This window comes from Streptomyces sp. NPDC057854 (assembly GCF_042797055.1).
Classification (GTDB): domain Bacteria; phylum Actinomycetota; class Actinomycetes; order Streptomycetales; family Streptomycetaceae; genus Streptomyces.
This window is the reverse complement of the sequence record NZ_JBHVMF010000009.1, coordinates 216,764-243,248: the sequence shown is the minus strand read 5'-3', so window position 1 is coordinate 243,248 and position 26,485 is coordinate 216,764. Positions and strand designations below refer to the sequence as shown.

Annotated in this window: 23 protein-coding genes; 13 read left to right on the top strand and 10 right to left on the bottom strand. The window is 75.0% G+C overall.

The features are described from left to right. Nucleotides 1–8: 8 nt before the first annotated feature. The gene (locus ACFVQZ_RS16020) at nucleotides 9–557 is read left to right on the top strand and encodes an AAA family ATPase (protein WP_383622887.1); all 549 of its coding nucleotides are present in this window, start codon (nucleotides 9–11) and stop codon (nucleotides 555–557) included. Between the two features lie 22 nt (nucleotides 558–579). Here the strand turns inward: ACFVQZ_RS16020 and ACFVQZ_RS16015 are convergent, their stop codons facing one another. After that, nucleotides 580–960: a hypothetical protein gene (locus ACFVQZ_RS16015; protein ID WP_030496090.1), complete on the bottom strand. Its 381-nt coding sequence runs from the start codon at nucleotides 958–960 to the stop codon at nucleotides 580–582. 35 nt (nucleotides 961–995) lie between these two features. Continuing rightward, nucleotides 996–2,489, bottom strand: coding sequence for a hypothetical protein (locus tag ACFVQZ_RS16010; RefSeq protein ID WP_383622883.1), 1,494 nt, complete (start codon nucleotides 2,487–2,489; stop codon nucleotides 996–998). A gap of 334 nt (nucleotides 2,490–2,823) precedes the next feature. On the opposite strand from ACFVQZ_RS16010, the gene ACFVQZ_RS16005 reads away from it, so the two are divergent. The 3 genes from ACFVQZ_RS16005 to ACFVQZ_RS15995 all read left to right on the top strand — a co-directional run bounded on the left by ACFVQZ_RS16005 (nucleotide 2,824) and on the right by ACFVQZ_RS15995 (nucleotide 6,606). Further along, nucleotides 2,824–4,980 (top strand): ATP-binding protein, encoded by a 2,157-nt coding sequence (locus ACFVQZ_RS16005; protein ID WP_383622880.1) that lies wholly within the window; start codon nucleotides 2,824–2,826, stop codon nucleotides 4,978–4,980. Nucleotides 4,981–5,009: 29 nt separating this feature from the next. After that, nucleotides 5,010–5,810 (top strand): SDR family NAD(P)-dependent oxidoreductase, encoded by an 801-nt coding sequence (locus tag ACFVQZ_RS16000; protein WP_030496093.1) that lies wholly within the window; start codon nucleotides 5,010–5,012, stop codon nucleotides 5,808–5,810. A 190-nt stretch (nucleotides 5,811–6,000) separates the two neighbouring features. Next, the gene (locus ACFVQZ_RS15995; protein ID WP_030496094.1) at nucleotides 6,001–6,606 is read left to right on the top strand and encodes a flavodoxin family protein; all 606 of its coding nucleotides are present in this window, start codon (nucleotides 6,001–6,003) and stop codon (nucleotides 6,604–6,606) included. Between the two features lie 22 nt (nucleotides 6,607–6,628). On the opposite strand, the gene ACFVQZ_RS15990 is transcribed toward ACFVQZ_RS15995, so the two are convergent. Further along, complete coding sequence (locus ACFVQZ_RS15990; RefSeq protein WP_383622876.1) at nucleotides 6,629–8,341, bottom strand: hypothetical protein; 1,713 nt, start codon at nucleotides 8,339–8,341, stop codon at nucleotides 6,629–6,631. Nucleotides 8,342–8,454: 113 nt separating this feature from the next. Here ACFVQZ_RS15990 and ACFVQZ_RS15985 point away from each other — a divergent pair, with 113 nt between their 5' ends. The 6 genes from ACFVQZ_RS15985 to ACFVQZ_RS15960 all read left to right on the top strand — a co-directional run bounded on the left by ACFVQZ_RS15985 (nucleotide 8,455) and on the right by ACFVQZ_RS15960 (nucleotide 15,939). Continuing rightward, nucleotides 8,455–11,670, top strand: a complete 3,216-nt coding sequence (locus tag ACFVQZ_RS15985) for a DEAD/DEAH box helicase (RefSeq protein ID WP_383622873.1) — start codon at nucleotides 8,455–8,457, stop codon at nucleotides 11,668–11,670. Between the two features lie 130 nt (nucleotides 11,671–11,800). Beyond that, nucleotides 11,801–13,045 carry a hypothetical protein gene (locus ACFVQZ_RS15980; RefSeq protein WP_383622870.1) on the top strand — a complete coding sequence of 415 codons (1,245 nt, stop codon included), beginning with the start codon at nucleotides 11,801–11,803 and terminating at the stop codon, nucleotides 13,043–13,045. Beyond that, nucleotides 13,029–13,814, top strand: a complete 786-nt coding sequence (locus ACFVQZ_RS15975; protein WP_383622867.1) for a hypothetical protein — start codon at nucleotides 13,029–13,031, stop codon at nucleotides 13,812–13,814. Before ACFVQZ_RS15980 ends, ACFVQZ_RS15975 begins: the two co-directional genes overlap by 17 nt. A gap of 123 nt (nucleotides 13,815–13,937) precedes the next feature. Then, nucleotides 13,938–14,378, top strand: coding sequence for a VOC family protein (locus tag ACFVQZ_RS15970; protein WP_383622864.1), 441 nt, complete (start codon nucleotides 13,938–13,940; stop codon nucleotides 14,376–14,378). Between the two features lie 119 nt (nucleotides 14,379–14,497). Then, the gene (locus tag ACFVQZ_RS15965; RefSeq protein WP_383622861.1) at nucleotides 14,498–15,094 is read left to right on the top strand and encodes a TetR/AcrR family transcriptional regulator; all 597 of its coding nucleotides are present in this window, start codon (nucleotides 14,498–14,500) and stop codon (nucleotides 15,092–15,094) included. Then, nucleotides 15,091–15,939: an alpha/beta fold hydrolase gene (locus tag ACFVQZ_RS15960; protein ID WP_383622858.1), complete on the top strand. Its 849-nt coding sequence runs from the start codon at nucleotides 15,091–15,093 to the stop codon at nucleotides 15,937–15,939. The genes ACFVQZ_RS15965 and ACFVQZ_RS15960 overlap by 4 nt, the downstream gene beginning before the upstream one ends. A gap of 44 nt (nucleotides 15,940–15,983) precedes the next feature. Here the strand turns inward: ACFVQZ_RS15960 and ACFVQZ_RS15955 are convergent, their stop codons facing one another. Beyond that, complete coding sequence (locus tag ACFVQZ_RS15955) at nucleotides 15,984–17,234, bottom strand: erythromycin esterase family protein (protein ID WP_383622855.1); 1,251 nt, start codon at nucleotides 17,232–17,234, stop codon at nucleotides 15,984–15,986. 143 nt (nucleotides 17,235–17,377) lie between these two features. Between ACFVQZ_RS15955 and ACFVQZ_RS15950 the strand changes: the two genes are divergently transcribed. Further along, nucleotides 17,378–18,664 carry a hypothetical protein gene (locus tag ACFVQZ_RS15950; protein WP_383622852.1) on the top strand — a complete coding sequence of 429 codons (1,287 nt, stop codon included), beginning with the start codon at nucleotides 17,378–17,380 and terminating at the stop codon, nucleotides 18,662–18,664. Nucleotides 18,665–18,670: 6 nt separating this feature from the next. Here ACFVQZ_RS15950 and ACFVQZ_RS15945 read toward each other — a convergent pair whose 3' ends face one another. Genes ACFVQZ_RS15945 through ACFVQZ_RS15925 form a run of 5 tightly spaced genes read right to left on the bottom strand, consistent with a single transcriptional unit; the run spans nucleotide 18,671 to nucleotide 23,444 of the window. Next, nucleotides 18,671–18,883, bottom strand: a complete 213-nt coding sequence (locus ACFVQZ_RS15945; protein WP_030496105.1) for a hypothetical protein — start codon at nucleotides 18,881–18,883, stop codon at nucleotides 18,671–18,673. Then, nucleotides 18,880–20,373 (bottom strand): glycosyltransferase, encoded by a 1,494-nt coding sequence (locus ACFVQZ_RS15940; protein WP_383622848.1) that lies wholly within the window; start codon nucleotides 20,371–20,373, stop codon nucleotides 18,880–18,882. Before ACFVQZ_RS15940 ends, ACFVQZ_RS15945 begins: the two co-directional genes overlap by 4 nt. Further along, complete coding sequence (locus ACFVQZ_RS15935) at nucleotides 20,361–21,191, bottom strand: PHP domain-containing protein (protein WP_383622845.1); 831 nt, start codon at nucleotides 21,189–21,191, stop codon at nucleotides 20,361–20,363. The genes ACFVQZ_RS15940 and ACFVQZ_RS15935 overlap by 13 nt, the downstream gene beginning before the upstream one ends. Further along, nucleotides 21,188–22,297, bottom strand: coding sequence for an ATP-grasp domain-containing protein (locus ACFVQZ_RS15930; RefSeq protein WP_383622842.1), 1,110 nt, complete (start codon nucleotides 22,295–22,297; stop codon nucleotides 21,188–21,190). The genes ACFVQZ_RS15935 and ACFVQZ_RS15930 overlap by 4 nt, the downstream gene beginning before the upstream one ends. Then, a complete protein-coding gene (locus ACFVQZ_RS15925; RefSeq protein WP_321193035.1) occupies nucleotides 22,272–23,444 on the bottom strand; it encodes a PIG-L deacetylase family protein in 1,173 nt (390 codons plus the stop codon). Before ACFVQZ_RS15925 ends, ACFVQZ_RS15930 begins: the two co-directional genes overlap by 26 nt. Before the next feature lie 374 nt (nucleotides 23,445–23,818). Here ACFVQZ_RS15925 and ACFVQZ_RS15920 point away from each other — a divergent pair, with 374 nt between their 5' ends. After that, a complete protein-coding gene (locus ACFVQZ_RS15920) occupies nucleotides 23,819–25,540 on the top strand; it encodes a PP2C family protein-serine/threonine phosphatase (RefSeq protein WP_030496110.1) in 1,722 nt (573 codons plus the stop codon). A gap of 29 nt (nucleotides 25,541–25,569) precedes the next feature. Here the strand turns inward: ACFVQZ_RS15920 and ACFVQZ_RS15915 are convergent, their stop codons facing one another. Then, nucleotides 25,570–26,010, bottom strand: coding sequence for a DUF6892 domain-containing protein (locus ACFVQZ_RS15915; protein ID WP_030496111.1), 441 nt, complete (start codon nucleotides 26,008–26,010; stop codon nucleotides 25,570–25,572). Nucleotides 26,011–26,067: 57 nt separating this feature from the next. On the opposite strand from ACFVQZ_RS15915, the gene ACFVQZ_RS15910 reads away from it, so the two are divergent. Next, nucleotides 26,068–26,478: an Imm10 family immunity protein gene (locus ACFVQZ_RS15910; RefSeq protein ID WP_030496112.1), complete on the top strand. Its 411-nt coding sequence runs from the start codon at nucleotides 26,068–26,070 to the stop codon at nucleotides 26,476–26,478. The last annotated feature ends 7 nt before the right edge of the window (nucleotides 26,479–26,485 follow it).

Here is a 26,485-nt window from a genome sequence, read left to right as displayed (position 1 = left end):
AGGGCGCGGTGAAGGACCACGCCGAGGTGCTGCTCATCGGAGGGCGTGCCGGAGTCGGCAAGACGACGATGGGATGGGAGGTCTCAGCCCGCCTGCGCGCCGCGGCGGTCGCCCACTGCGTGATCGAGGGCGACTTCATGGGCCAGGCCCACCCCGCCCCGGAAGGGGACCCGCGCCGCAGGAAGATCGCCGAGCGCAATCTGACGGCGCTCTGGTCGAACTACGCCGCGCTCGGGTACCGCCGCCTCGTCTACACGCAGACCGTGAGCGTTCTGCCGGAGAGCGAGGCCACGTTCCGGCGTGCCATGGGCGCGGACGTCAGGATCGTACGGGTGGTGCTCACGGCCTCCGACGCCACCGCCCGCGAGCGGCTGACCGCCCGGGAACGGGGTTCGGAGCTGGAGCAGGAATGGGAGAGCAGCGCCCGCAAGGCGCGGATCCTCGACGACCAGGCGCCCCCGGACACGGTGTGGGTGGCGACCGACGGCCGCACCGTGGACGACATCGCGCGCGAGGTCGTCACCGCCACCGGGTGGCTCGGGCAAGGGGCTTGGTAGGCGCACGGCGGGGACGCGGAGGCTACTCCGGGAGGTCGAGCGGCGCTTCGTCCAGCGACGGCGGCCAGGCGTAGCCGTACGACGCGGCGCACGCAGGATAGCCGCCACAGACGACGGCGCCGTCCAGGGGGTGCGGGGCCCGGAGGGCGGCGACGATGCGGTCGGCCTGGAGCCCGGGAGGATCGGCCGTCACCTGCGTGGAGACGATCAACTGGACGTAGTGTGCGGCGCTTTCCCGGGGGACGTTCAGCGAGACCCGCACCCGGTCCGGGTCGGAGTCCCAGACCGACACCCAGAACGGGTCGCTGTCCCATGCGGCGAGCGGATTCGGCAGGACGAACAGCCTGTCCCGCACCAGGTCCGCGATCTCCCACGCACGGGACGGACGTTCCGCCAGAGCCATGCTCTTCCCCTCGCTCGCCGGCGTCATGCAACGCGTCAGTACAGACCGGAACTGATGTAGAAGCAACTGGAATACGCGGTGCCCGGCTTCAGGGACCACCTGCCGGTGTAGGGGCGGACGTCGGTGGAGCCCGCGCCGCGCACCACGAGGTCGTACGTGCCGGGCTTGAGGCGGAGCGTGACCGTCCTCGCGGAGGACGAGCAGGTGTCGTACCGGCCGCCCAGGTGGCTGGTGGGCAGGGTGCGGCGGGTCGTGCACGTCACGCACGCCTCGATCTCGGCGGTGCCGTTCTCCGGGCCCGCGTACAGGACCTCCAAGGCCTTGGTGGAATCGTTCGCGACGACCAGTTCGGTGGTGCCGGCGGGGGCGGGGCCCTCGGTGGCCGGCGGCGGGAGGGCGCCCGCGATGCCCTGCGCGGCGTCGGCGACGTCCACGGCGATCAGCAGGTCCGCGGCCTTCTTGGCGTACGGCCCCGTGGTCACCTCCTTGAGCGTGGCGCGCGCCTCGCGATAGCGCTTCTCGCGGTACTGCGACGCGCCGCAGGCGTAGCGGACTTCCGGGAGCGCGGCGCGGGCCTTGGCGGTGACGGGCTCGGCACCCGGTTCCTTCGCCCCGTCGAGGGTGGCGAGTCCGAGGAGCCGGCCCAGGCCGACGCACGGCCGCTTCGCGGCGTCGCCGGTGATCTGCGCGTACAGCGTGTCGATCCGCGCCGGCACGAGGGCGGCCTCGGGCGTGTGCGGGGTGTCCCGGACGATCGACCGGTACGTCGTGACGGCCTCGGCGTCGAACCAGGGGCGGCCCACCGCGCCCGGGTCGGCGGCCGCGAGCCGCCGGCGGTCGGCCGTGACCATCGCGTCCCCGTGCGCCAGGCGCAGGGCGGCGAGCCGGGGCGCACCCGTGCCGAAGCGCGCCGTGAAGGCGACGGTGGCACGCCGGTACGCGCTCTCCGCCCCCTCGTGGTCGCCCGTCCCGTCGGCGCGCTCGGCCAGCAGCGTCTGGACGCAGGCGGACCTGCCGGTGCGGGCGGCGACCGGCGCCGCACCGAGGGTGTACTCGTTCAGTGCGCCCTCGACGCCGGCGTAGCGCTCCAGCGCGGTGGCGCAGTCCCCGGCGAGCTGCGCCGCGTCCCCCTCCGCCAGCCGCGTGTCGGCGGCGAACCGCAGACCGGCGAGGCCGCCGACGGCGAGGGCGAGGCCCAGGCCGGCGGCGACCAGGGCCCGCCGGCGTTCCTGGGGCAGGGGCGGGGTGAAGCCGGTGGGGGAGGGGCGGCGCAGCGCGCGTATCAGGGCCCACGCCAGGAGTCCCGCCCAGGCCGCGTACAGCACGGTCCAGAGCGCCGGCGCCGTTCCCGCGTCCAGCCACACCGCCAGGCCGAACAGCGCCAGCGTCCCGAGGACCGACTTCACGAAGGCGCCGCGCCGGCCCAGTGCGGCGAAGCCGGCTCCCAGCGCGGCGGCGACGAGCGGCGCGGCGAGCCACAGATACCAGGGACCGGGTCCCGGTGAACCTTCCAGCGTCGTCGTCACCATGGTGCTCCTCCTCGGCGGGTGCGGGTGCGGGTTCGGGTGCGGGTGCGTGTCGTCTGTCAGGGCTTGCTCAGTCGGTAGAATCGTTCAACGATCCTCTACCGTAGGGCAGTTGCGCGGCGCCTGTCTCGGGTGCGGGCAACTCCATCCGACCGGCACCGTGGTGAGTCCACGGCTCCGGGAGGCGATGCGCCCCGCGCCGAGGTGACAGAGTGCCGGGCGCGCACATGTATCGCGCCAGGAAGGGCAGTTACCGGGGCGCGGGCGTTTCCGTGATCGCGAGACGCGGCGGTACAGTCCGGCGGGAGCAGGCCGGTGATCAGGGGGAGGGGCCGACGTGTTGGAGGTCGTGGCGCTCAGTGCGCTGACCACGTTCCTGCTGGGGGTCGGAAACGGCGCCGCCGGGGAGATCGGCAAGAACCTGACCCTGTCGGCCGGCGCCCTGGTGCGCCGCACGCTGGGCCGCGAGACCCCGCTGCCGGCCGCCGCGGACGAGCGCCGGGCCCTGGCCGGACGTGTCCACGCGCGCCTGAGCGGCGATCCGCGGCGGGCCGGGGAATGGGCGCTGATGCTGGAGAGCGCGCCGGACGGCGCCCCCGAGCCGTCGCAGGGCGCGATGCCGCCGGCCCCGTGGGCGTTCACCAACCAGGAGAAGGTGCTCAAGCAGCTGACGCGGGAGGCCGAACGCCCCTGGGACGGTCGGCCCCGGGTCGTGCTGCTGTCGGGACCCGCGGGCAGCGGCTCCACCTCGGTCGCGCTGCGGCTGGCGGCGGAGGCCCGCGAGCGGTTCCCCGACGGGCGGTACTACGTCGACCTGCGCGACGCCCCCGGCGAGACCGGACCGGACGCGGCGGGGGTCCTGCTGCGGCTGCTGCGCGAGATGGACGTGGACGCCGACCACATCCCGGCCACCGAGGCCGGCCGCGCACGGCTCTACCGGCAGCTCACCGCCGACCGCAGGGCCCTCGTCGTCATCGACCACACCACCTCGCTGGCGCAGGTCCGCGGGCTCGTCCCCGCGACGCCCGACGTCCTCCTGCTGGTCGTCGTCTCGGGGCCGCCGCTGCTGCTGGAGGCCGAGCGCGTCGCCGTACCGCCGCTCAGCGACCGGCACGCGAAGCGGCTCGTCCGGAAGGTCGCCGGGCCCGAGCACGCGGCGCGCGTCAAGGCGCACCTGCCCGGACTGCTCGCACGCTGCCAGGGCAACGCCTTCGCCCTCCACGCGGAGGCGCGGCTGCTCACACTGGGCGAGCCGGCAGGCGACGCATCCCGGCCCGCCGCCGGGACCGTGACCCCGGCGCCGTCGGAGCCTCCCGTGCGCACGGCCGTCCACCTGGCCTCGCAGCACCTCGGCCCGGACGCGCTGCGCCTGTGCCGGCTCGTGGCGCTCGGCGGCTGGCCTTCCGTCAGCCCGCTGCTCGCGGCAGCCGCGGCGGACGGGGACGAGGCGACGGCGGCCCGGCTCCTCGACGACGCCGTACGGGTCGGGCTCCTGGACGCCCTGCCCGACGGCCGGTACCGCTTCCGGCCCGAGATCCGGCGCCACCTGGCCGAGACCGCGGCCGCCGCGTACGGCCTCGACGCGTGCGCGGAAGCCGTCGGCCGGACGCTCGACGCCCTGCTCCGGCGGGTGCTGCACGCTTCCCGCGCGGCGCTGCCGCAGAGCTGGCGCACCGAGCTGCCGCCCGCGTACCAGGACGGCGTCGCCGAGGTCGCGGACGGCATCGCGGTCCTGGCCGAGGAGGTCGCCAACGTCGCCCGGGCTGTCGTCGTCGCCGAGGAGCACCGGCGTACCGGCACGGCCCTGTGGCTGGCCCGTTCGCTGTGGCCGCTGCAGCTGAAGGCGGGGTACTGGGACGAGGTGCTTCCCGCCCTGCGGGACGCGGCGCGCTGCGCCGAGGAGAACCGCGCGGACGAGCGGACGGCGGCGGCCCTCCACTTCCAGCTGGCCCACTGCCTCGGCGAGACCGGCCGCCCCGAGCAGGCCGCCCGGGCCGCCCGCGCCGCGGTCACCTACGAGCGGGCCGCCGGCCACCTGCGCGGCGAGGCGTCGGCGGTCGAACTGCTGGGCCTGCTGAGCCTGAACCGCCGGGCGTACGAGGAGGCGTACGAGCGGTTCGCGGAGGCCGAGACCGTCTACCGGAGGATCCGGCCGGGCCAGGAGGGCGCGGCCGACCTCCCCAGGGCCCTGGCCCTGATCGAGCGGCACCGGGGGAGGGCGCTGCGGGGCATGGGCAGGCTGGACGAGTCCCGCCGGCGCCTGAGCAACGCCGTGGACTTCTTCGCCGGACGGACCGGCGCGCCCCCGGAGGCGTACAACCAGGCCCGCGCCCTCACCGACCTCGCGGAGACCCTGCACGAGGCCGGCGACGAGACGGCGGCCCTGGCGGCGATCACCGAGGCCGAAGCGCTGCTGCCCGCCGACGCCGCGCCGCACCGCGCGTACCTCGCCCGGCTCCGCCGGCGCTGCGAGGCGGCCGCGCGGCCACGGTAGGAGGCGGCGCGGCGGGGTAGCCGCCGGGCATGGACGAGAGAAGAGAGCTCGCGGTCGTGACCGGCGCGTCGAGCGGCATCGGGTTCGAACTCGCCCGGCAGCTCGGCGAGCGCGGCTTCGACCTGATCGTGAACTCCGCCGACGCCGCGCGGCTGCGGGCCGCCGCCGACGCCGTCACCCGGCAGACCGGAGCCGTCGTGCACCCGGTGCCGGCCGACGTGCGCCACTACGACGAGGCGGAGCGCCTCGTGGAGACGGTCGTGTCCGCGGGGCGGCCGGTGGCCGTCGCCGCGCTCAACGCGGGCGTCGGCCGAGGGGGCGCGTTCCTGGACATCGACCTGGAGGACGAGTTCGAGATCATCGACCTCAACGTGCGGTCCACGGTGCACCTGGCGAAACGGCTGCTCCGGACGATGACCGCGGCCGGCGGGGGACGCATGCTGATCACGTCGTCGCTGGCCTCCACCATGCCGGGCACGTACCAGGCCGTGTACAACGCGTCGAAGTCGTTCCTCCAGTCCTTCGCGCAAGCGGTGCAGCACGAGCTCAAGGACACCCCGGTGACCGTGACCGCCCTCATGCCCGGCCCGACCGACACCGACTTCTTCCGCCGCGCCGACATGCTCGACACCAAGGTGGGGCGGGGCGCGAAGGACGACCCGGTCCAGGTGGCCGCCCAGGGGCTCGACGCGCTGTTCGCGGGCGAGGACAAGGTCGTCGCCGGATCGCTGAAGACGCGGGCGCAGGGGATGGCCGTGAAGGTGCTGCCCGACGGGCTCAAGGCCGAGGGGCACCGCCGGATGGCCGAACCCGGGTCGGGGGAGGAGTAGCCGCCCTCCGCTCCGCCGCGTGCCCAGCGGGACAGGGTGCCCAGCCGGACCGGGCGCGCGCCGGGACCGGGTGTGCGGCGGGACGGATACGGCCTGGCCGATCGGGTAGCCGGAGCCCATGGACACCACGACCACCACCCCGCACACCACCACCGCCTCCGCCGCTTCCGCCGCCTCCGAAGGGACGCCGTTGCGCGCCGTAGCGCTCGTCTGCACGCTCGCGCCGTCGCCGAAGCCGTCCAGTTCCCAGTTGCTGGCGGAGCAGACCCTGGAGGCCCTGGCGGAGCACGGAGTGACGGGAAAGGTGATCCGCATCGCCGACCACGACGTCAAACCGGGCGTCGAGGTCGACATGGGAGACGGCGACGCCTGGCCCGGGATCCGGGACACGATCCTGGACAGCGACATCCTCGTCCTCGCCACGCCCATCTGGCTCGGCCACCCCTCCAGCCTCGCCCAGCGCGTTCTGGAACGCCTCGACGCCGAACTCTCCGAGAGCGACGACGAGGGGCGGATGCTCACCTACGGCAAGGTGGCCGCCGTGTGCGTCGTCGGCAACGAGGACGGCGCCCACCACGTCAGCGCCGAACTCTTCCAGGGCCTGAACGACGTCGGCTTCTCCCTCGCCCCGAACGCCGTCACCTACTGGGTCGGCGAGGCGATGCAGGGCACCGACTACCAGGACCTCGACACGACCCCGGAGAAGACCGCCGCGACCACGAGGACCCTCGCCGTGAACACCGCCCACCTCGCCCGCCGCCTCAAGGAAGCCCCGTATCCGCCCTCCGGCAGCTGAGGGTTTCGATCGAGTGGGCTTTTCAGGCGTCCGGTTCCACGCGGAACGGGTGCGCCCCGCCGGCCGTGTGCAACCGGAGGACCACGCCGCGGGCCGGGACCGTGCCGCCGTACGCCCACCAGGCGTGCAGGGCCGAGGCGTACGCCGCCGGGTCCGCGTCCGCGCCGGCGGCGGGGTCGGCGGTGAGCCGGAACGCCGTGCCGTGCTTCCGGCCGCGGACGACGCACGTGTGCGGGCCCGTCACGTAGACGGCGGTCCAGCACTGGGGGTGCAGCCGCAGCACCTCGTCCGTCCACGCCCCGGGGCCGCCCAGCCGCGGGTCGTCCGCGCGTCCGTCGCGCAGGATCACGTCGGCCACGTCGAGGTCGGCGGCGTGCCGCGTCTCCTCGTGCACCGCCAGATGCGCCTCACCGGCGGCGTCCGGAGGATGACCCGCGGACCGTTCGAGCGCGATGTCCGTCCCCTCCACGCGGGTCCGTACGTGCAGCGGGGCCGTCGCCCTCGCTGGCGCGTACGGGGGCAGCGGGAGCGGTTCGAGCGACGCGGGGCCCGGCGGCTCGGGCAGGTCCAGCAACGCGTAGAAGTGCCGGCGGAGCAGCGCGGCCGAACGGCCCGGTTCGGAGGTCACGAACCCGGCGAGCGCGGGATCCGGGCGGTGGCCGCCGATCGCCCGCCGCACCTGGGGGAGGAGGGCGGCGTACGGGTCGAGCCGGGGCGCGCGCCGAACGAAGTCCGCGAGCGGCGCCTCGGCGTCGAGGACGCCCTTCCCGTCGGCGGCCAGCAGGACGGGGGTGCCCAGGGCGGCGGCGTAGTACGACACGGCGCCGAAGTCGCCCAGGACGAGGTCGGCGGCGAGCAGGGCCTGCCGCCACGCGTGCACCGGGTCGACGAGGGTCAGGCCGCCGCGGCGGGCGCGGTCGAGCCACGCCCGGATCTGACCGGGGCCGTGCCCGTACCAGATGTTGGGGTGCAGCACGGCGGCCAGGCGGTAGTCGTCGGCGGGGAGTTCGGCGGCGAGCCGGGGGAGGAGCGCGGGCAGGACGTCCGTGCCGTCGCCCTCGGTCCCGAACAACCCCTCAGGGTTCCAGGTCGAGTTGAGGACGACGAGCCGCTGCCCGCGGCGCAGGCCCAGCGCCCGCCGGTAGCGCTCCCGGTACGGGCGCGCGGCGAGCATGCGGTCGAAGCAGGGGTCGCCGGCGAGCACGGCCGCGGGCACCGCCTCGGCGCACGCCCGGGCCAGGCGCTCCAGCTGCTCGGGGTGGGACAGCATGAGCCCGTCGGCGAACGGCCGCCCGTCCGCCCCCAGCAACCACTCCGCCGACAACCCGAACGTCGGCTCCCGGCTCCCGTCCTCCTGCTTACCAAGCTTTTTCGTGTAGCCGACACCGTGCGAGACCACGCTCAACTTCCCCTGGATCAGGTCGAGTTCGCCGCCGAAGCTGGCCGAGATCGCCAGGTCCACCGGGGTCGCGAGCGCCTGCTCCCACGGCAGTTCGGGCAGTTGCAGCGCGTCGAGGAGTTCGCGGACGCCGCCCTGGAAGGGGGAGGAGCCCGTGCACGTCACGAGGAGCTGGACGCGGAAGTCGTCGTGGAACAGCGGGACCAGGTCCAGCAGCCGCCCGGCCGAGGTGACGTTGTGGACCACCAGCAGGACCCGGCGTTCCACGGCACGGCTCGCCCACCGGGCGGAGCCCTCGCCGACCGGTACGCGGATCGCCAGGCGTTCCCGCCCCACTCGTGACCTCCTGAAACGGGCGTGCAGTCGCGGCCACACCCTATCCCGGAGGGAAAACCGGCATTCGCGTGATTTCCGAGCGCGCGGTGATCTTGGGATGGGAGAGTCGTGCCATGCGCAGTGACGAGACCGTCGGCCAGGGGACCGTCGCCGACCTGGCCCGGGAGCGGTGGAAGATCACGCTGGGCGACGGCGAGCTGCCCGCGCGGTTCGCCGAGCCCGGGTGGAGCTACGAGGAGACGGTCGCGCGCCGCTGCCCCGCCTGCTCCGGCACCCTGCACGCGCTGCGCCGCCCGTACGAGTCCCAGGGCCGGACCTACCGGTACACGGCGCTCGTCTGCCCCGCCTGCCCCGCCGCCTTCACGCTCGCGGACCTCGGTGCCCGCCGCTACGACGAGCTGACCGGCACCACCGGCCGCCGCCCCTCCGCGCCCGCGCCGCGCGAGGCCCCCCGGCAGGAGCGCCGGCCCGAGGTGAAGGTGACCGTGCGGGTCCGGCTCCCGGGGCCGCGCCCGGACCAGGGGGCGGCGTGGCCGGTGGACCTGGCCGTGCCCGACGCGACCGAACGGCGCGCCCTGCTGTGGTGCAAGACCGCCGACCCGGCCTGGCGCCCGGCGGACGCCGCGCTCGCCGCCGCCGAGGACGTGCGCGTGATCCTCCCCGAGGGTGCGGAGTACGCGGACCTGCGCGCCTGGCTGGAGCAGCGGGACGTCCCGTACCGGGTGAGCCGCTACTGGGAGGAGGGCGGGCAGGTCGGCACGGTCGGCGACACCGGAGGCCGTACGGACCTGGTCGCGGCCGGTCCGGACGGCGCGGCGTCGGCCGTGGGGCCCTGGGCGGTCGCCGCCCGGGACGCCTTCGCCGCCCAGTGGGACGCCCTGGAGGAACTGCCGGACGCGGGACGGGACGCGTACGTGCCCGTCGGCGAGCTGGTGCCGGCCGACTGGGCCGGCCTGCTGCCGCACCCGTCGTTCAACCCGGTGCAGGCCGCCGCCGTCCCCGCCGTACGGGAGGACACCGGCCATCTGGTCGTCGTCGCGCCGACGGGCGCGGGCAAGACCCCGATCGGCATGGTCGCGGCGCTGGCGGCGCACGCCCGCGGCCGCAAGGCGGCCTGGCTGGTGCCGCAGCGCTCGCTCACCGACGAACTCGACCGCGAGCTCCAGCTGTGGCGCCGGCACGGGCTGCGCGTGGTCCGCCTCTCCGGAGAGGCCGCGGTGGACACGGAGCTGATCCGGTCCGCCGACGTGTGGGTGGCGACCACCGAGAAGTTCGAGGCGATCTGCCGGGCCGGCTCGCTGCGGGACGCGCTCGGCGAGGTCGGCTGCCTGGTCGTGGACGAGATCCACCTGCTCGGCGACCCGACGCGCGGGGCCGTTCTGGAGGCGCTGCTCGCCCGCGTACGCGAGGACAGCGCGGGCACCCGCATCGTCGGCCTGTCCGCGACGGTCGCCAACGCCGACGAGGTCGCGGACTGGCTGGGCGCCCGGCTCGTCCGCACCACCTGGCGGCCCACCCGGCTCACCTGGCAGCTGCCCCACCTGCCCGCCGTCGACGAGACCGACTGGGCGGGGCGGGTCGCCGTCCGCACCGAGGCCGCCGTCCGGATCGCCCGGCAGGTCACCGACGACGGCGGCAGCGTGCTCGTCTTCTGCGGCAGCAAACGGGGTGTCCGGGCGACGGCGCTCGCCCTCGCCGCCGACCGGGGCGTGCCCACCACGGGCGTCGACGCCGACGACGCCGAACAGGTCGAACGGCTCTGCACGAAGGCGGGCGTACGGCTCCACTACCGCGACTGGCCGTACAAGCGGGAGGCCGAGCAGGCGTTCCGCGCCCGCGAGGCGGAGATCCTCGTCGCCACCTCCACGGTCGCCGCCGGCGTCAACCTCCCCGCGCGGGCGGTCGTCGTCCGCGACACCACCCTCGGCCTGGACCGCGTCGAGGTGTCGATGGTCCAGCAGATGTTCGGCCGCGCCGGGCGCATCGGCGCCGGGGAACGCGAGGGCTGGGCGTTCCTCCTCGCAGACCCGGCCGAACGCGCCCACTGGCAGGCCCGGCTGGCCGCCGGATACACCGTGCGGTCGCGCCTGGACGAGTCCCTGGCCGACCACCTCCTCGCGGAGGCCGTCCAGGAACGCGTCGCGACCCTCGACGACGCCGAGCGGTGGTGGGCCGGCACCTTCGCCGCGTACCAGGGCCACGACAGCGTCGAGCCGCTGCACGAGGCGGCCCGGTACCTCACGGACACCGGCTGCCTGCGCGCCGGCGACGGCGGGGAGCGCCTGGAACCCACCGCGCTGGGCCGGCTGACCAGCCGCTTCATGGTCGACGCCACCCTCGCCGACGACCTGGCGACCGCCCTGCGCACGGCACCCGTCCCCGAGGACCCGCTCGCCGCCGAGCAGGTGCTCGCGGCGCTGCTCAGCACCTGCCTGCCCGCGCTGGAGAAGGCGCCGTTCACCGACCGGGCGAAGGCGGCCCTGCGCCGGGTCCTGCGCGAGACCGAGCGGCCGGACGGCACGGCGGACTTCGAACGGGGGACCGGGTGGGAGACGGCCGGGGACGACCCCTGGGGGATCGGCCCGGTGAAGGAACCCGCCAAGGGCGCCCGCGCCGGTGCGGATGCCGACGACGACGAGGAGCAGCCGCAGGCCGGGGACCTGGCCCGCGCCGTCCTGCTGCTCGCCGCGACCCGCCCGGCGCTCTTCCGCGGCCGTCCCGCGTACGTCCTCGGCATCCCCGTCGACTCCATGGCCGGCATCCTGGAGGAGGCCCAGCGCTACCTGGCGTGGCTCGGCGCGCAGGGCCCGCTCGGCACCGTCCACCCCTGGGTCGCCGTCGTCGCCGCCGACCTCGCCCTGCGCATCCGCTGGCGCGCGCTGGGGCCCGGCCGGGGCGCCGGCCGGCTGCTCTGGATGTGCGAGCGCATGGCCACCGCCCCGCTCGCGCCCCAGCTCGTCCCGCGCCTGTGGCACGCGGCCCGGGCCCGCGGCATCGACGCCCCCGACTGGCCCGGCACCACACCACCCGGTGACTGCGCCCTGCCCCCGGACCGGTACCGCGCCCTGCTCGCCGAACGCGCCACGGGCGCCCGGCTCGACCTCGACGGCGACACGGTCCGGGTGTGGGCGCCGCCCGGCGCCGTGATCCACCTGTGGGACCGCGCCGCGACCGCCGCCCACACGTCCGACGGCGAGGACACCACCCTCCCGTTCCCGCCCGCGGCCCCCGCCGACCCCTCGGCCGGCCGCCGCGGCGCGGCCGTCTTCACGCGCGGCGACCGGATCGGCGGCGGCTGGACGGCGGCGTACGCGGCTCTGCACGGCTGAGGAACGGCCCGGGGGCGCGGCCGGCCTGGGACGGTGTGACGCCGGGACCTCCGTTGATCGCCGCCAAGCCCCGTGAGAGCATCGGCATCCGACGTTCCCGTGACGAGCAGTACAGGGCAGGAAGCGCGTGATGTCCGCAACGAAGCCGCCGGAAGCCCGCGTCGACGAGACGAGGAGTGTCCTGGTCGCTCCCCGGCACCTCCACGACGACAAGCTGCTGCGGGACTTCTTCGGGACCAAGGCGACTCCGGAGGAGGCCGCTTCCGGCGCGCTCGACCTCGCGGGGAAGACGGTCTACCTGTGCGGCGACGCAGCCGAGATCAGCGGCCTCACGCGCCGACTCGCCGCGGCGGCGCGCGTCTTCGTCGTCCGGCAGCTGACGCACGGGCGGGACGAGGACGGCGCGGGCGCCTGCCCGTGGTCCGTCGTCGACGTCGGCCGGGTGCCGGTCCGCGTCCATGGCGCCGGCGTCCACTACCGCCGCTTCTTCGAGCCCGACGCCGGTCACTTCGGGCGGATACGGGCCGAACACGCCTTCCAGTCGCTGACGGAGTCCACCAAACCCGGCGCGGCCCACCGCAGCGGCATCTACCTGACGCCCGTCGACGTACGCGGCGACGAACGGCACTTCAGGCTCCTCCGCTGCTCCACGAACCTCTCGGGTCCCACGGAGGGCTTCGGCCCGACGGACACCCGCATCGTCGCGGACCTGAACCGCGAGGCGGCGGCCGTGTTCCGGGACCACCCGCCGCTCAACCACGTCCTGGCGCAGATCTACCACAACACCAGCGCCACGGCGGAGCGCAAGCAGTCCAAGGCGAAGATCGCGGCCCACGCCGACAAGACGAAGGACATGCCCGCCCACGGCATCATGGCCTTCTGCACCTTCTACGACGGCCTCGACGGGCTCCAGCCGCTGCCGGACGACCCCTTCGACTACGGCGTGAAGGGCGTCAGCGGCCTCACCCGGCTCCGCTTCCGCCGCAAGGAGAACCGGACGGACGAGGCCGAAGTCACCGAGCTCCCCGACCGGTTCACGGTGACGCTCCACCCCGGCTCGGTCTTCCTCATGCCGCTCTCCACCAACCGCCTGTACACGCACGAGATCCGCCCGTCGGCACTGGACGCCGGGACGATCCCCACGCGCCTGGGTTACGTGGTGCGCTGCTCCCGCACCGAAGCCGTCCACAAGGACGGCCGCACCTACCTCAAGCGGGCCGGAGGACTGGTGGAGCTCGAACCACCCACCCCGGCCGGCATGGACGAGCTGCGCAGGCTGTACGCCGAGGAGAACAGCACGACGGCGTACGTCGACTACGGCGACGGCTTCCTCTTCAGCATGAACACGGGGGACTACCGTGCCCCTCGACCGTAGGGCCTGGGACGAGCTCGTCGTCTCGTGCGCGCTGCCGGCCGCCGGTGACCCCTTCGCGGAGCTGTCGGCGGCGACGCGCCTGGAGAGCGTCGGGAAGGGCCGGACCGGCGCGGTGCTGTGCGACGTCGACGCCTCCGGCGGCGTACCGCTCGTCCGCACGACCACGCGCTACGCCGAACCGGCGCAGCGCTTCCGCCCGGTGCACACGCGCCTGGCCCGGGACGTCCAGCGCCACGCGGGCCTTCCCGTCGGCTTCGACAACGCGCTCGTGGAGTGCTACACGAACGCCTACAAGAAGATGGGCAGCCACTCCGACCAGGCCCTCGACCTGCGCGACGACGGGTACATCGCCGTCTACTCCTGCTACGAGCACCCCGAAGCGGCGCCCCAGCGGAAGCTCGTCTTCACCGTGAAGGACGGCCAGGAAGAGGGCGAGGAGGACCCCTACGAGATCCCCCTGACCCACCACAGCGTCGTCGCGTTCTCCGTCGCCGCGAACCGCCGGCTCAAGCACCGCATCGTCTGGGACGCCCCCGGCCACGAGCCGGACAACCGGTGGCTGGGCGTCACCTTCCGCACCTCCAAGACCCGGATCCGCTTCAGCGACGGCCACGCCCACCTCCCGGACGGCACCCGCCTCACCCTGGCCGACGAGGACCAGAGCCGCGCGTTCTACCGCCTGCGACGCCGCGAGAACGACGACCCCGACTTCACTTACCCACCCCTCACCTACACCCTCAGCCCCAGCGACCTGCTGCCCCCGGTCTGAGCACTCCGGCGTCGGCCGGGGGATCGCCGCGGCGTGTTCGCGGGTGTCGTGCGCGGGTCGTCGGGCGGGCGCTCGGTATACCGGGGGGCGCGGCGCACCGTGCGGCGCGGGAGGAGCAGGATCATGGCGCTTCAGCGTATGGACAACGTGGGCATCGTCGTCGAGGACCTGGACGCCGCCGTCGCGTTCTTCACCGAGCTGGGCATGGAGGTCGAAGGCCGGATGCCGATCGAGGGCCTGTTCGCGGACCGGACGGTCGGGCTCGACGGCGTCCGCAGCGAGATCGCGATGATGCGGACCCCGGACGGTCACGGTCGGCTGGAACTCGCGCAGTACCACGCCCCCGCCGCGATCCGCGCGGGGTCGGACGCCCCGCCGCCGAACACGGTGGGTCTGCACCGGGTCATGTTCGCGGTCGACGACCTCGACGACACCCTCGCCCGGCTGCGCCCCCACGGCGCCGAACTGCTCGGCCACGTGGCCACCTACGAGGACGTCTACCGGCTCTGCTACCTCCGCGGTCCGTCGGGCATCATCGTCGCCCTTGCGGAGCGCATCGGCTGACCGCCGGCCATGCCCCGGCGCTTCCGGGCGCCGCCGTCGCATAATCCGGTGGACGTTCCTAGGGGGCGTAGGTCTAGCCTAGGGGTCCTAGGGTTCCAGGGAAGGGGTGAGGGCGGGCGATGGTACGGGCCGGGCTGACGGCGGAGCGGGTGACCGCCGCGGGCGCCGAACTGGCGGACGAGGTCGGTTTCGAGCGGGTCACCATGGCGCAGGTGGCGCGGCGGCTGGGCGTGAAGGACGCGAGCCTCTACTCGCACGTGTGGAACCTGGACGACCTCCGCGGCCGGATCGCGCTCGCGGCGGCCGACGAGAAGACGATCCGCATCGCGGAGGCGATGGCCGGGCGGTCCGGCAAGGACGCGCTGGTGGCGTTCGCCGACGCGTGGCGTGCGTACGCCCACGCGCACCCGGGGCGTTACGCGGCGACGCAGACCCCGGTCGACATCGACCCCGCGCTCGCCGCCGACGCGCCCGGACCGCGCCGCGCGGTCGAGCTGACGTACGGGATGCTGCGCGGCTACCGGCTCACCGAGCCCGATCTGACCGACGCGGTCCGGCTGCTGCGCAGCACGTTCCACGGGTTCGTCGCCCTGGAGGCGGCGGGCGGTTTCGCGCACGCGCGCACCCCGCAGCGGTCCTGGGAGCGGACCCTCGACGCCCTGCACACCCTCCTGGAGCACTGGCCCACCACCACCGGAGAAGGAGCATCCGCATGACCACCGAACCGACCACCGCGCACCTGCGCGTCCCCGGAGCGACCCTGCGTCACGAGGTACGCGGCCAGGGCCCGCTCCTGCTCCTGATCCCCGGCGGGACCGGAGGCGCGGCCGGCGTCGCGGGGATCGCCGACGTCCTCGCCGCCGAGTACACCGTCGCCTCCTACGACCCGCGCGGCATGGCGGGCAGCACCCTGGACGACCCCGACGCCCCGCAGCGGGTGTCCGAACACGCCGACGACGCCCTGCGTCTGCTGGACGAGCTGTCGCCCACCGCGCCCGCCCGGGTCTTCGGCGCCAGCTCGGGAGCGGTCACCGCGCTCCACCTCCTCACCGCCCACCCCGACCGGGTCGAACGCGTCGTGGCGCACGAACCGCCGGTGCCGGAGGTCCTGCCGGACGCCGCCGTGCACCGCGCCCTCCTCGCGCGCGTGCAGACGACGCTCCGTACCCGGGGGCTCGGGCCGGCGATGGGCGAATTCGCCGCGGGGCTGCGGGCGGACGGCGTGGCCCCCGCGCCCGCCGCGCCGGAGGCCGCCGCCGAACTGCCCCCGCAGGCGGCCGCACGCCGCGAGCAGACACTGGGCGACCTCCCGTACTTCCTCGGCCGCGTCGTGCCCGGCTTCATGGCCTACGTCCCGGACCTCGTCCGCCTGCGCGCGCACGCGGCCCGCCTCGTCCTCGCGGGCGGCCACGACTCGCGCGGCGAACTGCCGTACCGTACGGCGGCGTTCCTGGCCGACGCCCTCGGCGCGGACTTCCGGCACTTCCCCGGCGGCCACGTCGGCCTCACCACCCACCCCGCCGACTTCGCCGAGCACCTGCGCAAGGCCCTGGCCGCCTGACCCCGGCCCCCTGCCCGCCGCACGCGTCCCGTGCGCGCCGGCGTTCACGAACCGGGGAGCGGCCGGGAGGCGGACGAGCGCGCGACGTACGCCAGTCCGTCGTACTCCTCCGCCAGGGAGGCGGGGAGGAGGTGGAGCCGGTACGTCCAGCGCGGCACCACGGCGCCGAAGCTGCGCGTCCCGTGCCGCTCGCCGAGCCATGCGCGGACGGCCGGCGGCGCGTCGGCCGCGCCGCGCAGGTCCAGGAGGTGGTCGCCCGGGTGGGCGGCGGCCAGCCGGGCCTCGACGGTGCCGGCGCGGGGCGGCCCGACCGGATGGGTGGCGACGGGCGTCGGCCGGGGACGGGACCACGGGCCGGGCCGCATCCGCCGGGCCCGGAAGGCGCCGCTGCCGAACAGCAGCCCGAGCGCGTAGTAGGCGTCGCCGTACCGTGCGCGCAGGTGGTGGCCCAGCGTCGGCACCGCGCCCGCGTGACGGCCCTTGGTGACGTGCCCGTTGTGCGCCCAGAGGGCGACCTTGGCCTCAGGGTCTTCGAGGATCGCCCCGACCGCGTCCGCCATGGCGCGGTCGCGCGCGGCGAAGACGGTCTGCTCGGGGTCCTCGTGGTGCCCGGGACGCGTCACCAGATCGGCGGCCCGCACCAGGATCTCGGCGTGCCGCAGCGCGTCGGCAGAGCCTGTGGCCTCGCGACCGTGGCGGCGGACGTACGCCAGCGCCTCCTCGGCGTCGCGCACCAGCCGCTGCCGCGGATCGGGCCGCGACCCCGGATGGGCCGTGGCGAGCACGCGCAGCGGAGCGAGCAGGCCGGCCGCGCGGTCGGGCGCCGTCCGGCGGAGGAAGGACGCGAGGACGTCGAGAGAGCCGCCGCACCGCTGCGGATCGATGCCGGCGAAGCGCACCTTCCGGTCGTCGCGCCGCCCTTGGTTGTAGGCGCGCATCCACTCGATCATGTCGAGCACCTCATGCGTCCGCCAGGTCCAGAACCCCAGCCCGTCGAGCGCCCGCGCGGCGTCCCCGGCACCGTGGCGGACGTACGCGTCGACCGCCGGACCGGCCGAGGCGCTGGCCTCCATCGCCAGCACCGAGAACCCCAGCTCCGTCACCAGGAACTCCAGCAGCCGGTGCTTGAGCCGGAAGAACTCCCGCGTCCCGTGCGTCGCCTCCCCCAGTCCCACGACCCGCACCCCGTCGAGAGCCCGTTTCAGCGGCTGCAGATCGGCCGTGGATCCGCCCGCGGTGACGCGGTCCAGCGGTAATGCGCTCCGCCGCAGCCAGGCCGTCACCTCGTCGGACATACGGTCCCACCCTTCCTCTCCCTGGTGTTGAGCGTCCGGCCGAGCCCTTGGTTCCCTCGCCCCCCCTGAAGCGTGCGAAATGTTCGTTCTGTTCGGGTGTGTCTGGGTCCGGGGAGCCGTCCGGAGCGTTTAAGTGAGGAGCCATGGGTTCCTGGGAGAGCGGTCGCGGGGCGGTGAGCCGGCGCGCGTTCGCGGCGGCGGTGGTGGGTGGTGTGGTGGTGGCGCTCGGCGGGTGCGCGTCGGGAGGCGCGGGTGCGGCGGGGGAGAGCGGCGTGGGCGAGGAGGAAGCGATCGAGCGGGCGTACACGTTCCTCGACCGGCGCGTCGACGAAGCGGCGGGCGGGAACCGGCAGGGGCTGCCCCGCAGTTACACCGGCGGGTGGATGGAGACGCACCACTCGACCATCGCCTTCACCTACGACGTGGCGCTCGTCGTCATCGCCTACTGCGCCCGCGGCACCGCATCCGACCTGAAGCGGGCCCGGGCCCTGGCGGGGACGCTGCTGGCGCTCCAGGCCGGAGACGCCGCCGGAGACGGGCGGGTGCGCCAGTCGTACACCTCCGGGAAGGTGACCGCGGCGGACGGACTGCCGGCGGTCGCCGCCGCCGACGCGTTCACCGGCGCGCAGGCATGGACCGGGCTCGCCCTGCTCCACGTCCACCGCGCGACGGGCGGCGCCGCGTACCGCGACGGCGCGCTGCGGCTCGGCGCGTGGATCCAGGACCACACCGCGTCCACCGCCGGCGTCGCCGGCCACACCGGCGGCACCCCCGCCTCCGGCACGCCGCTCACCTGGAAGTCCACCGAGCACAACACCGACGTCGCCGCCCTCTTCCGCGGCCTCGCCGACGTCACCGGCGACCGCACGTGGGCCGACCGGGCAGCGGTCGCGACCGGCTTCCTCGACGCGCTGTGGAACCCGGACGGCCCCCACTTCTGGACCGGGACCGGCACGGACGGCACCACCGTCAACCGCTCGCCCGTCCCGGAGGACCCCCAGAGCTGGTCCTACCTGGCTACCGGGAACGCCCGGCATGCCGGATCGCTCGACTGGGCCCTGCGCCGCCTGGCCGCCGAGGACGGCGGATTCCGCGGGGTGTCGGTCAGCGACGCCGACACCTCCAAGGTGTGGTTCGAGGGCACCGCCCACATGGCCGCCGCCCTCCGCCACCGCGCCGGCGCCGAAGGCGCGGACGACGCCGACGGCGCGGACCGGGACCGTGACCGGGAGCAGGCCGACCAGCTGCTCGCCACCCTCCGCGCCGCCCAGGCCCGCGCACCCCACGCCGACGGGTACGGCATCGTCGCCGCGTCCTCCGACGGGCTGCGCACCGGCGACGGCGACACGCTGTACGCCAGCCTGCACACCGGTACGACGGCCTGGTTCGCGCTCGCCGCACAGGGCGCCAACCCGTTCGTGCTCTCCTGACCCCGGTCAGGTCAGCCAGAGCGCCCTGGCCGTCAGCGCGGCGGCGACGAGCAGGACCACCAGCAGCTCCCACCACAGCAGCCGCCGGTCACGGCGCCGGTCGCCGCCCGTCAGCTCCGCCGCGTACCGCGCCAGTTCCTCGTCCGCGTCCGCCGCCGGCGCCCGCCGCGGGTCCCTCTCCGGGCCCGGGCCGCCGGGGTCCGCTGCCGCCGCCGTCATCGTCCCGCCGCCACCTTCCCGGTCTTCTCCGTCTTGTCCCACGCCAGGTCCGCGTTCCGCCGCTCCTGCACCCACGCCGCCACCAGGCAGGCCGCGAGCAGCGACCCGTACCCCACCAGGTGGAGCAGGACCGGCGCGCACCACCGCATCCGCGTCCCGGTGAGCAGCTTCGCGACCCAGGCGAGGGGCAGACTCAGGCCCATCCACGCGTAGACCACGATCATCAGGGGCTGCGGCGAGCCGTCGTCCGTGAACAGGCCGGCGTCGGCGAGGAGCGGCAGGAAGACGGCGGGCAGCGCCGTGACGACCAGGATGCAGGTGGAGACGAGCCCGGGATAGATCAGCGCCTCCCGCCAGCAGCGCCGGAACGTGCCGGGGTCCACGACCGCCGCCATCAGGATGATGAGCAGATAGCAGACGAGGTTGACCACCCACAGCCACTGGAACAGCTGCCAGGAACGGTCCGAGGCGGTGAAGTACAGGTAGAGCAGCGCCGCCGAGCAGACCGTCAGCAGCACGGGCGTGAGGAGCAGCGCGTACCAGATCAGGCCGAAGAGGACCGAGCCGAGCCGGTGCCCCTGCCGCCGTCGCCAGGGACGGAACCACACGTGCCGGTAGCGGTGCGTCACCTGGAGGTTCCCGCGGGCCCACCGCAGTCGCTGCTTCCACAGGCCCGCCAGGTCGCCCGGCTCCTCGGCGAGCACGGTCGCGTACCCGTCGAAGACGACCCGGCGGCCGGTCAGCTGCGTCTCGAAGGTGGTGACGGTGTCCTCGGCCAGCGTGGAGGTGTCGATCCGGCCGCCGATCGCCTCCAGGCTGTCCCGGGCGTGCAGCTGCGCGCCGCCGGCCAGGCACGCGAGGACGCCGAGCACGTTCTGCGCGCGGCGCGCGGCGGCCTGCGCGGTGATGTACTCGAAGGCGATGTAGCGGGTCAGGTAGTTGCCCTGCTTCCCGCTGCCCTCCTTGATGTACGCGGTGACGGCACCGACCCGCGGGTCCGCGAGGTGGCGGGTCATCCGCAGCAGCGCGTCACGGTCGAAGACGACGTCGGCGTCCATCACGAGCACGGCCTCGGCCCAGTCGTCGGCGAGGACGTGGGCGAGGCCGTGGTTGAGGGTGTGGGCCTTGCCCTGGCCGCCGTCCTCCCGCCGCAGGTGCACCACCCGCCCGGGGTGGCGGCCCGTCAGCCGCCGCATGACCTCCGGCGTCTCGTCGGTGCTGGCGTCGTCGACGACCACGATCCGCAGCCGGTCGGCCGGGTAGCGCAGGGCGAGCAGGCCCTCGACGGACGCGGTGAGGACCGGCGCCTCGTTCCAGGCCGGGATGAGGACGGCGGTACGCGGCAGGTGCGGCGGCCGGTCCTCGTACAGGTGCCGGAAGCGCTGGAGGCCGATCAGCAGGAACTGGACGATCGCGACCACGAGCGGCACGGCGCCGAGGAAGACGAGGACGGTCGCCACGACGTGCAGGATCTGGTTCAGGACGTCCACCGCACCTCCGCCGCCTCCGCCGCCTCTCCCGCCTCTGCTTTCCGCGTCGTGTCCGTCGCGTCTGTCGCGTCCGCCGCCTTCCTGAGCGCGGGCGCCACCCACCGGAACCGGCCCACCGCCTCCGCCCGGTGGGCGTCGCTGCCCGCCCCCAGCCGGACCCCGGCCCGCCGCAGCAGCCGGGCGGTGCGGACGGACGGGCACCGCCACTTCTCGTTCAGCTCGACGGTGACGCCCCGCGCGCGGCAGGCCCGGGCCAGCGGGGCGAGTACGGCCGCGTCGACGGACGCCTCGTCAAGACCCGCCTTCGGCAGCACGCTGAACAGGTGCGCCACGTGCGCGGTCATCCCCGCCGGCACCCGCTCCACGGCCCGCGCCGTCGCCCGGACGAGCAGCCGCAGCGCCTCGTCCGGCGCGAGCCGCCCCTCGTCGAGCAGCGCGCGTACGGTGTCGGGGTGGGCCGGCCCGTCGGGCAGCGGGAACCGGTGGTCGGCCAGCGCCACGTGCTCGACGCCCGTCAGGTCGCCGGGGAGGTCGATGCCGCCCTCGGTGTCGAGGATCTTGGCCTCCACCCCGCACACCAGCGTCAGCGGCGCGGTGCGGCGGGCCGTGCGGACGGCCTGGACGTAGCCGGGGAGGTAGGTGGTGTCGGCGCGGACGTGGTCGGTGAGGACGAGCGCGTCGAGTCCGGCGCCGGCGGCGGAGGCGACGACGGCGTCCAGGGTGTCGTGCCCGTCGGAGAAGTCGGTGTGGGTGTGGAGGTCGGTACGCAGCGGATCGGGCCCCTCCGGGACCGCGCCGTGCGCCGGCGAGCCGGTCACGCCGCCGCCTCCCGGGCCCCTTCGGCGGCGGGCCGGCCGGCCTCCGTCACGTCACCCATGTCGCCGAGCTCACGCGGCGCGAGGACGACGTCCTGCCAGTGCCGGACGACCGCCGTCTCCCGGTGCGCGATCCGCTCCGGGAGGGTGACGCCGAGCAGCGAGGCCACGGCCCACTTCGGCATGTCCACCCCGCCGGCGACCGTCAGCGAAAGACCGCCCGGGGGACGCGGGTTGACCTCCAGGAGCGCCGCCTTCCCCGACCGGTCCTCGCGCAGCTGGACGTTGAGGACGCCGCGCAGCCCCAGGGTGCGGACGGTGTCCTCGGCGAGCCCGGACAGCTCGGGCAGGTCCAGGACGCGGCCGGCGACGACGATGCCGGAGTCCGTCTTGTCCCGGGCCCGCGGCACGGCGGCCACGACCCGGCCGCCCGCGTCGGTGAGCACGTCCACGGAGTACTCGGTGCCGGGCAGGAACTCCTGGAGCAGGTACGACCCGTCCTGCGGCAGCCCGGCCACCTCCTCGGCGGAGCGCACGACGACGATGCCGCGCGAACCGGAACCGCTGCGCGGCTTCGCCACCGCCGGATAGCCGCCCTCGGGTTCCACCGGGCCCGACGCCCCGACGAGCAGGGTGTCCGGCAGCCGTACCGCGCCCTGGCACGCCTCCGCCAGCCGCCACTTGTCCAGGCACGCCTCCAGCGACTCGGCGGGGGAGACCAGCACCCGCACGCCCGCGTCGGCGAAGGTGGCGGCCACGCGGGCGAGCGCCACGAGCTCCACGTCCACGGTCGGCACCAGGACGTCGATGGCGTGGCGCCGGCACAGCCGCAGCACGGCCTCGGCGAAGCCGGGGGCGTCGCCGGGCGGCAGCAGCATCCGGTAGGCGCGCGGCACGAGGTACAGGCCCGCGCCGTTGGGGTCGAGGTCGGCGGCGTACCGCTCGGCCGCCCCTTCGAGGCCCCGGAGGAAGCACACGCCGGACGGCCCGCCGGCGCCGGTGACGAGGACCCGCGGCGGTCTGCCGAGCGGCAGGGAGAGGTCCGGCACCGGGGCGGAGGCGGGGGCGGAGGCGGGGGAGGGGTCAGAGGAGGACGGCGTTGCGTTCATGGACGAGCTCCAGGGGTTCGGCGTAGCGGGTCTGGGGGAAGCGGCCCCAGTAGCGGGCGGTGGAGCGCAGCAGGTCCTCGTCGAGGTACCAGCGGCTCGCCGCCTGCGAGTGGTGCGCGGCGATCGCGGCGAGCTTGGCCTCCACGTCGACCTCGCTCAGCTCGATGAACCGGTTCGGCCGGTACGCCACGGTCGCGGAGGGCGACTGGTAGCAGGCGAGGCGCGCCACCTTGCGGCAGGCCACGAGCGTCGCGCGGTGCACGGCCCGGTGGTCCTGGTGGGTGTCGCTCTCGGAGTGGACGACGACGACGTCCGGCGTCACCTCGGCGACGACGCGTTCCACGGCCTCCACGGTGACCCGGTCGTCGGCCATCGACCCGTCGGGCAGGTTCTCCATGACGAGCCGGGCGCCCAGCACCTCGGCGGCCCGGTGGGCCTCCCGCCGGCGCAGCGCCGGGTCGCCGCCGTTCCCGCCGCCGGACATGGTGAGGATCGTGACGTCCCAGCCGCTGTGCGCGCGGCGGTGGATGGTGCCGCCGAGGCCGATCTCCACGTCGTCCGGGTGGGCGCCGACCACCAGCATGCGCAGCGAGCCCTGCCCGGAGCCCTCGACGCCGAGCGGATCGGCCCGCTCCGCGACGGCCCGGGCGACGGCCGCCGCCAGCGCGTCCGGATCGGAGCGCTCGACCAGGTCGGCGGCCTTGCCGCGCAGCGCGGACACGGCGAGGCGGGCGGTGGGCGCGTCGTCGGTCACGACGACCGGGATGCCGGAATGCCGGTCCCGCCAGCGCCGGAGGAGCCGGAGGAGCGCTTCATGGCTTCCGGCCCCGCCGCCGGCCTCGCTGCGGGACTCGCGCCCGGCCCCGCTTTCGGCCTCGGTCTCGGTCTCGGCGAGGCCGGTGTGCCACACGGCCGCGTCCCAGAACCGTACGGGCGCGGGCGGGGCGGCGCCGACCTCCAGGAAGGCGTCCGTGGAGCGGACGGTGTGGACGGTCGACGCTCCGTGCTCGCGCAGGGCCTGGGCGATACGTTCGGCGGTCGCCGGGTCCGCTTCGCCGAGGAGGATACGGGCTCCGGCGAGGGGGGCGGCCTCCGCGCCGTCAGGATCCTGCCCGCTGTCGACAGGACCGCGTCTTCTTTCGGACATTTCGGACATATAGTGCAGACTACAGTGTGATGTGGATCTCCCCACCGGGACGAAGGGCCCCTCCAGCGGTGGCCTCCGGTCCGGAACGCCAGTGGCTCTCGTGACCCGTCCGGAGCGCGAGGGCGGCGTCGGGGCGTGGAAACGCGGGCGTCCCTGGGGGAGTCCTCGGGGAACGGAGCCGTACTCCGCCGCATCGGGGGCGTGAAACGCGGCCGTCAGACCCCGGCCGGACGCAGTCGCCAGACCTCGGCGCCAGTCCCTGCGCCAGTTCCGGCGCCGGTAACCCCGGAGATTCCGCTCCCCTGAGGTGCCACTCCGCCGCCGCCCCGCACCACCCTCTTTGCCGCCCCCGCGCCACCGAAAGGTCCCGCCCCATGGAGCACGCCCCCACCGGACAGGACCCTCGATCGGCCCTCGACCACCAGGCCCTGCGCGAGCTGCTGGCCGCCCAGCGCCACCGCATCGAGACGTACGCGCGCACCCACCGCCCGGCGCCGCGCGCCCCCGCCGCCCCGCCCGCCACGGCGCCGGAGCCCGTGCCCGCCCCCGTACAGGACCTCCTTGACGCGCTGCCCATGGCGGCGCTCCTCGTCGCACCCCAGACGGACGACGGCGGCCGGATCACCGACTTCCTGTACCTCACGCAGAACACCCGGGCCGTCTCGTACGCCCGCGCCCATGTCCCCGCCGCGTCCGTACCCCGCTGGAGCGGCCCCGTCCGTCTCTTCGACCGCTTCCCCCTCCTCCAGGGCACCGGCCTGCCCCGCATGCTCGCCGACGCCCACCACGAGCGGGCGCCGCAGGGGCCCGAGATCGTGGAGTGGTTCATCCCCCGCCCCGACGGGCCGCCGGCCCGGATCAGCAACGACGTCGTCGTGGCCCCCTGCGGCGACCACCTCCTCGTCACCTGGGAACCGGGCCACCCCGTCCGCATGGCCCTCGCCGCCCAGAAACTCGTCCGCACCTGCTGGGCCGAGTGGAACATCGCCGACGCGACGGTCACCCCCTCGCTGGGCTTCCGGCACGTCCTCGGCCTCGCCCCGCACACACCCGTCCCGGCCGACCTCCTCGACCTCGCGGACCTCCTCGCCCCCGCCAGCCTCACCGAGCTCTACCGTCTCCTCTACGACATCTTCTTCCACAAGCGCCGCTCCGAGTGCGCGGTCACGCTCCCCGGGCCGTACGAACGCGTCATCCGCGTCGTCGCCGAACCGGTCCGTCCCCGCAAAGGGCCCGTCTGGGCGGTCCGCGCCGTCCTCGTCGACATCACGGACGACACCCGCCGCCGCGCCCGCGCCGACGCGGCGCGTGCGGAAGCCCGCCGCCAGCGCGCCCGCGCCGAGGCGCTGGCCGACGTCGCGGACGCGCTGCGCGAGGCCGTCGTCCCCCGCTCGCCGGGCGGACTCGCCTCCTCCGGCATCGACACCGCCGTCGTCTACCGGCCCGACTCCACCCGCTCCGGCGTCGGCGGTGACTGGTACAAGGCCCGCCGGCTGCCCGGCGGCCGCCTCCTCCTCGCCCTCGGCGACGCCCGCGGCCACGGCCTCGACGCGGTCACCCTCATGGCCAAACTCCGGTACGCCCTCGCCGGGCTGGCCTACACCGACGCCCCCGTCGAACAACTCACCCACTGGCTCAACGACATGGCCTGCGACGACGGCGCCGAGTCAACCGCCACGGCGGTCATCGCCCGCTACCACCCCGAGCGCGGCGTCCTGCGCTGGACCTGCGCCGGCCACCCCCTGCCCGTCCTCCTCCGCGACGGCCGCGCCACCCTGCTGCCCGCCCCGCCCGGCGGCCCCGGACTCACCCTCGGCGTCCTGCCCGACGTCCCGTACGCCGCCGCCGAAACCCCCCTCGCCGACGGCGACATCGTGCTGCTCTACTCCGACGGCCTCGTCGAACGCCGCGACACCGACCCCGACGAGGACACCGCCCGGCTGCTCACCACCGCCGAGCAGCTCCTGCACACCCACCCGGCCCTCCATGACCACACCACGCTCCAGTCGTACGCGGACGAGCTGATCGCCCGCCTCGACGGCCCCCACCGCTCCGACGACGTCACCCTCCTCGCCCTCCGCCGCACGCACGGCTGACGGCCGAAGGCGCCGATGCGCGTGTGTCGTCAGTCGAAGTCGGCGTCGATGCCGCGCGCGGCGAAGATCTCGGCGGCGTCCGGCACGGCCAGGACGCCGTCCTCGGCGAAGGTGACCTCCCGCAGGTTCGGCAGCAGTGCGAGGTCGTCGAGCGACCGCACGTCGAACAGGTCGTCCTCGCCGTCCCAGGCGGGAGCGCAGTGCCGGAAGACGTCCGCCCCGGCGTCGAAGCACAGCTCCTCGACGCCGGCCAGCAGCTCGGCCGGTATCTCCAGCGCCTCGAAATGCGCCCGCGCCTCCGGCAGCACCTCCTCGTGGAGGCCGTTCTCCAGCACGTAGTCAACGGGGTCGTCGATCCCGCGCTCCGCCAGCTTCGCGGACAGGCTGAAGACCGGCAGGACGGGCGCGGGGCCGTACATGAGCTCCTCGATGACGAGCAGCTTGAGATTGAAGTCGCGGAACTGGCTCATGGCACATGACTACCACGCGGCTACGACAACGCCTGAGCGCGCTGATAGAACACCGCCATGACCTTCCGCTTCACCGCACGCATCGCCTGCACCGAGATCGACCCCGAGGGCGGCTTCATCGAGGCCGCGCTCGCGGAGGACGAGGACGGCAGCGGCTTCATCCTGATGTTCATGGCGGACGCGGCCGAGCCCGACGCGCAGGAGGCCGCCCTGGGCATGGACACGCACTGCCTGGTCACCGCCGACCAGGGGACCGCGTACGGCTGCGTGCGCGAGGCCGTGTTGAAGGGCAACGTCCTGCGCATCGTGCTCGATCCGGAGTCGCTGGAGAGCCTGCGCCTGGACGACGGTGAGATCGAGGCCGTCATCGAGGCACCCGATGAGGACATCGCCGCCTTCCGTCAAGTCCTCAGGCGCGTGCTCGGGTACGGGCGGGCGGAGGCGGTCCCGGTGCCGCTGGCGGTCTGAGGGGGAA